Annotated in this window: 2 tRNA genes and 3 rRNA genes; all 5 read right to left on the bottom strand. The window is 55.0% G+C overall.

The window, feature by feature from the left end:
* Positions 1-308 precede the first annotated feature (308 nt).
* The 5 genes from rrf to V8Z80_RS20730 all read right to left on the bottom strand — a co-directional run bounded on the left by rrf (position 309) and on the right by V8Z80_RS20730 (position 5,694).
* Positions 309-421, bottom strand: a 5S ribosomal RNA gene (gene rrf, locus V8Z80_RS20750).
* A 232-nt stretch (positions 422-653) separates the two neighbouring features.
* Positions 654-3,534, bottom strand: a 23S ribosomal RNA gene (locus V8Z80_RS20745).
* 324 nt (positions 3,535-3,858) lie between these two features.
* A tRNA-Ala gene (locus tag V8Z80_RS20740) sits at positions 3,859-3,934 on the bottom strand.
* A gap of 19 nt (positions 3,935-3,953) precedes the next feature.
* A tRNA-Ile gene (locus tag V8Z80_RS20735) sits at positions 3,954-4,030 on the bottom strand.
* A 133-nt stretch (positions 4,031-4,163) separates the two neighbouring features.
* Positions 4,164-5,694, bottom strand: a 16S ribosomal RNA gene (locus V8Z80_RS20730).
* The 16S, 23S and 5S rRNA genes sit together here with 2 tRNA genes alongside, the layout of an rRNA operon.
* Between the last annotated feature and the right edge of the window lie 755 nt (positions 5,695-6,449).

Raw genomic sequence — 6,449 nt, 5'->3', positions numbered from 1 at the left:
CAGCCTGGCGCCTGGCACGCATTAGCCTGGCGCCACGGCCCGTTCAGCCGGGCCGGCCCTGGCAAGCTGGCAAGCCGTACGCGGGCAAGCCATGCGCGCGCGCGTCTGGTCGGGTCACTGTCGCGCGTGGGTTGGGATGTGAGGCTGCGTGCTCGCACAAGCGCAGACGCAGCCGCAAACGCAGACGCAAACGCAGACGCAGACGCAGACGCAGCCGCAGACGCAGCCGCACCTGCCCGGTCGCACAAGCGACCGCGCAAAAGCAAAACCCCGCTCAATGCGATTGAGCGGGGTTTTGGGCGATAAGAGCCTGACGATGACCTACTTTCACAGACGTCCGTCCACTATCATCGGCGCGAAGGCGTTTCACTGTCCTGTTCGGGATGGGAAGGAGTGGTACCACCTTGCTATGGTCGTCAGGCGTAACTGGTTGACAGCCTGTCTGCCAGGGCGAACCTGGCTGGACAAGCGGTCCAATCTGGGCAAGAAGCACGCCGGGTGTGTGGCAGGCGCAGGCCCATTCCTGGGGCTGGCTTGCGTGTTACACGGGTTTTGATTGAGGGCTGGGTGCCTGACGGGGGGCACCCAGCGTATTGAGTTTTGAACGGCACTTGTCGCTAGAACCGCATCGGCGTTTTAACCGCCAGGGTTATAGGATCAAGCCGCACGGGCAATTAGTATCGGTTAGCTTAACGCATTACTGCGCTTCCACACCCGACCTATCAACGTCCTGGTCTCGAACGACCCTTCAGGGGGATCAAGTCCCCAGGGATACCTAATCTTCAGACGAGTTTCCCGCTTAGATGCCTTCAGCGGTTATCTCTTCCGTACTTAGCTACCCGGCAATGCCATTGGCATGACAACCGGTACACCAGAGGTACGTCCACTCCGGTCCTCTCGTACTAGGAGCAGGCTCCGTCAAGTATCCAACGCCCACGGCAGATAGGGACCAAACTGTCTCACGACGTTTTAAACCCAGCTCACGTACCTCTTTAAATGGCGAACAGCCATACCCTTGGGACCGGCTACAGCCCCAGGATGAGATGAGCCGACATCGAGGTGCCAAACACCGCCGTCGATATGAACTCTTGGGCGGTATCAGCCTGTTATCCCCAGAGTACCTTTTATCCGTTGAGCGATGGCCCTTCCATTCAGAACCACCGGATCACTATGTCCTGCTTTCGCACCTGTTCGACTTGTCAGTCTCACAGTCAAGCACGCTTATGCCATTGCACTATCAGCACGATTTCCGACCGTACCTAGCGTACCTTCGAACTCCTCCGTTACGCTTTGGGAGGAGACCGCCCCAGTCAAACTGCCCACCATGCACTGTCCCCGACCCGGATAACGGGCCTAGGTTAGAACCGCAAACAAACCAGGGTGGTATTTCAAGGTTGGCTCCACCGAATCTGGCGACTCGGTTTCAGCGCCTCCCACCTATCCTACACAGATCGGTTCACAGTCCAATGCAAAGCTACAGTAAAGGTTCATGGGGTCTTTCCGTCTAGCCGCGGGTAGATTGCATCATCACAAACACTTCAACTTCGCTGAGTCTCGGGAGGAGACAGTGTGGCCATCGTTACGCCATTCGTGCAGGTCGGAACTTACCCGACAAGGAATTTCGCTACCTTAGGACCGTTATAGTTACGGCCGCCGTTTACCGGGGCTTCGATCAAGAGCTTGCACCCCATCACTTAACCTTCCGGCACCGGGCAGGCGTCACACCCTATACGTCGACTTTCGTCTTTGCAGAGTGCTGTGTTTTTAATAAACAGTCGCAGCCACCGATTCTCTGCGACCCCATCATGCTCGGCGCGCAGGCGCTTCACACTACCGGGGCATACCTTCTCCCGAAGTTACGGTATCAATTTGCCGAGTTCCTTCTCCCGAGTTCTCTCAAGCGCCTTGGAATATTCATCCCGTCCACCTGTGTCGGTTTGCGGTACGGTCTCGTACAGCTGAAGCTTAGAGGCTTTTCTTGGAACCACTTCCGGTCACTTCACGTCCGAAGACGTTTCGAGCCACACCCTTGAATTACGCACCCGGATTTGCCTAAGTGCCTTCTTCGATGCAGCAACGGGAACAACCAATCTCCCGATGACTTTCCGCGATCCGTCCCCCCATCGCACTGTACGACGGTGCTGGAATATTAACCAGCTTCCCATCAGCTACGCATCTCTGCCTCGCCTTAGGGGCCGACTCACCCTGCGCCGATGAACGTTGCGCAGGAAACCTTGGACTTACGGCGAGGGGGCTTTTCACCCCCTTTATCGCTACTCATGTCAGCATTCGCACTTCTGATACCTCCAGCAGCCTTCACAAGCCACCTTCGCAGGCTTACAGAACGCTCTCCTACCGCGTGTACATAGTACACACCCGCAGCTTCGGTTTATCGCTTAGCCCCGTTACATCTTCCGCGCAGGACGACTCGATCAGTGAGCTATTACGCTTTCTTTAAAGGGTGGCTGCTTCTAAGCCAACCTCCTGACTGTCTATGCCTTCCCACTTCGTTTCCCACTTAGCGATAATTGGGGACCTTAGCTGGCGGTCTGGGTTGTTTCCCTCTTGAGTCCGGACGTTAGCACCCGGTGCTCTGTCTCCCAAGCTGTACTTGCAGGTATTCGGAGTTTGCCATGGTTTGGTAAGTCGCCATGACCCCCTAGCCATAACAGTGCTCTACCCCCTGCAGTAATACTTGAGGCACTACCTAAATAGTTTTCGGAGAGAACCAGCTATTTCCAGATTTGTTTAGCCTTTCACCCCTATCCACAGCTCATCCCCTAATTTTTCAACATTAGTGGGTTCGGTCCTCCAGCACGTGTTACCGTGCCTTCAACCTGGCCATGGATAGATCATCTGGTTTCGGGTCTACACCCAGCGACTGAACGCCCTATTCGGACTCGCTTTCGCTACGCCTTCCCTATTCGGTTAAGCTCGCCACTGAATGTAAGTCGCTGACCCATTATACAAAAGGTACGCAGTCACCCCACAAGGAGGCTCCTACTGTTTGTATGCATACGGTTTCAGGATCTATTTCACTCCCCTTCCGGGGTTCTTTTCGCCTTTCCCTCACGGTACTGGTTCACTATCGGTCGATCACGAGTATTTAGCCTTGGAGGATGGTCCCCCCATCTTCAGACAGGATTTCACGTGTCCCGCCCTACTTCTCGTACGCTTAGTTCCACCTTCGTAATTTCGTGTACAGGGCTATCACCTGCTATGGCCGGAGTTTCCAATCCGTTCCACTATCACAAAGGCTAAATCGTACAGGCTCTTCCGATTTCGCTCGCCACTACTTTCGGAATCTCGGTTGATTTCTTTTCCTCGAGCTACTGAGATGTTTCAGTTCACCCGGTTCGCCTCCACTGACCTATGTATTCAGTCAGGGATACCGCTTGCGCGGTGGGTTTCCCCATTCGGACATCTGCGGATCAAAGCTTGTTTGCCAGCTCCCCGCAGCTTTTCGCAGGCTACCACGTCCTTCTTCGCCTGTGATCGCCAAGGCATCCACCATATGCACTTAGTCGCTTGATCCTATAACCATGTCGGCTATAAGAACGCTGATACTAGTTTGTAGCGTTTGTGCCGTTCATAAGTTTCAAAGCAGACCTTCGGCTCGCGCCGAAGTCTTGAGACTTGGAACAAAATAATGCAATCACAACCCGTGTCCAATCTTCGATGCAACCTTCGCATCTACCAATTGCACACACTTCGTTGTGCTTCTTCCAGATTGTTAAAGAACAAACAGCCGTCAGGTATAAACCCAACTGTCAGCACACTTGATTCAAGCGCACTGGCAACTGAACTCATCACCCGATAAATCGTCGCCTGGTTGGCCTCGCGTCGCCGCCAGACCGTTGGTGGAGGATGACGGGATCGAACCGACGACCCCCTGCTTGCAAAGCAGGTGCTCTCCCAGCTGAGCTAATCCCCCAGGGCCCCACACACATTCGTGGTGGGTCTGGTTGGATTCGAACCAACGACCCCCGCCTTATCAAGACGGTGCTCTAACCGACTGAGCTACAGACCCAACTTAACTCTTGGATCAGCGCCGCCAGCTCCGGCCAGGAAAGGTAATCTCTTCCCTAACCCTGCCCGCAAACCAACCCAACCAAACAACAACCGATAAGCGTGGACGCTTTCGCTTCGTGCGCTTCGCTCTTAAAGGAGGTGATCCAGCCGCACCTTCCGATACGGCTACCTTGTTACGACTTCACCCCAGTCATGAACCCTACCGTGGTAATCGCCCTCCTTGCGGTTAGGCTAACTACTTCTGGTAGAACCCACTCCCATGGTGTGACGGGCGGTGTGTACAAGACCCGGGAACGTATTCACCGCGACATGCTGATCCGCGATTACTAGCGATTCCGACTTCACGCAGTCGAGTTGCAGACTGCGATCCGGACTACGATCGGGTTTCTGGGATTGGCTCCCCCTCGCGGGTTGGCGACCCTCTGTCCCGACCATTGTATGACGTGTGAAGCCCTACCCATAAGGGCCATGAGGACTTGACGTCATCCCCACCTTCCTCCGGTTTGTCACCGGCAGTCTCATTAGAGTGCCCTTTCGTAGCAACTAATGACAAGGGTTGCGCTCGTTGCGGGACTTAACCCAACATCTCACGACACGAGCTGACGACAGCCATGCAGCACCTGTGTTCCGGTTCTCTTGCGAGCACTCCCAAATCTCTTCGGGATTCCAGACATGTCAAGGGTAGGTAAGGTTTTTCGCGTTGCATCGAATTAATCCACATCATCCACCGCTTGTGCGGGTCCCCGTCAATTCCTTTGAGTTTTAATCTTGCGACCGTACTCCCCAGGCGGTCAACTTCACGCGTTAGCTGCGCTACCAAGGACCGAAGTCCCCAACAGCTAGTTGACATCGTTTAGGGCGTGGACTACCAGGGTATCTAATCCTGTTTGCTCCCCACGCTTTCGTGCATGAGCGTCAGTGTTATCCCAGGGGGCTGCCTTCGCCATCGGTGTTCCTCCGCATCTCTACGCATTTCACTGCTACACGCGGAATTCCACCCCCCTCTGACACACTCTAGCCCGGTAGTTAAAAATGCAGTTCCAAGGTTAAGCCCTGGGATTTCACATCTTTCTTTCCGAACCGCCTGCGCACGCTTTACGCCCAGTAATTCCGATTAACGCTTGCACCCTACGTATTACCGCGGCTGCTGGCACGTAGTTAGCCGGTGCTTATTCTGCAGGTACCGTCATCTACGCATGGTATTAGCACGCGCAATTTCTTTCCTGCCAAAAGTGCTTTACAACCCGAAGGCCTTCATCGCACACGCGGGATGGCTGGATCAGGGTTTCCCCCATTGTCCAAAATTCCCCACTGCTGCCTCCCGTAGGAGTCTGGGCCGTGTCTCAGTCCCAGTGTGGCTGGTCGTCCTCTCAAACCAGCTACGGATCGTCGCCTTGGTAGGCCTTTACCCCACCAACTAGCTAATCCGATATCGGCCGCTCCAATAGTGAGAGGTCTTGCGATCCCCCCCTTTCCCCCGTAGGGCGTATGCGGTATTAGCTACGCTTTCGCGTAGTTATCCCCCGCTACTGGGCACGTTCCGATACATTACTCACCCGTTCGCCACTCGCCACCAGGCCGAAGCCCGTGCTGCCGTTCGACTTGCATGTGTAAGGCATCCCGCCAGCGTTCAATCTGAGCCAGGATCAAACTCTTCAGTTCAATCTCTGTATTTCCGTATTAACAACCCATAAGGGCCGGTCATACGTCGCTGTGCTACTCAAAGGAAGTGAAGGTATAGATAAAATCCAAACCTTACTTCTTCAAAGTGAGCACTTGATAATGCTTTTGCTAGCCAGGACCCTCGGTTGCCCGAAAACCCCGGCATGCGCACTCATTCCAAGCGCCCACACTTATCGGCTGTTTAGTTTTTAAAGAACAAGACCTTGCGGCCAACCACCAACTACTCTCTCCTGCCACCGACTGGCGCCGCGCCGCTTTCGCCGCGCTGCCGCTCAAGCAGCAGAGAAACGAGATTATGAAGAAGTTTTTTCAGCTTGTCAAGTCGTTCGCGCCGGGCTCTTGCCTACACAACCAACAACCGACCACTTCAAAAACCTCGCCAGGAACGCCCGCACCGCAGCAAGCTTCGCTTGCCTCGCAGCGCCCGCCTTGCGGCAAACACCCCTGGCTTCTCGCCTCCCGGCCGGACCACCTATCAGGGTTTACCCTGATTCGTTTCGTCCTGCCGAGCCCGAAACTATAACACAGCTTTTTAGGCAAAAACAACAAATCGTCTAAAACTTTTTGCTGCCCCACCCTGCCCCGGCTCCGCACGCCGCCTATACGGTCAATGCCTTCGAGCCCGACGCCTGGCCGCTGTGCCATCGCTTCGGCCTCCCTGCCGGCACCGCCCGGTTTATGACAAATCCGTGGCGCCAACAGCGAAGGGGGCGAACTATAGCACCTTGTTCCGG

Source organism: Orrella sp. JC864 (assembly GCF_037026685.1).
Lineage (GTDB): Bacteria > Pseudomonadota > Gammaproteobacteria > Burkholderiales > Burkholderiaceae_B > Orrella.
The sequence above is the reverse complement of the archived record's forward strand: the minus strand, read 5'-3'. Positions and strand labels throughout refer to the sequence as shown.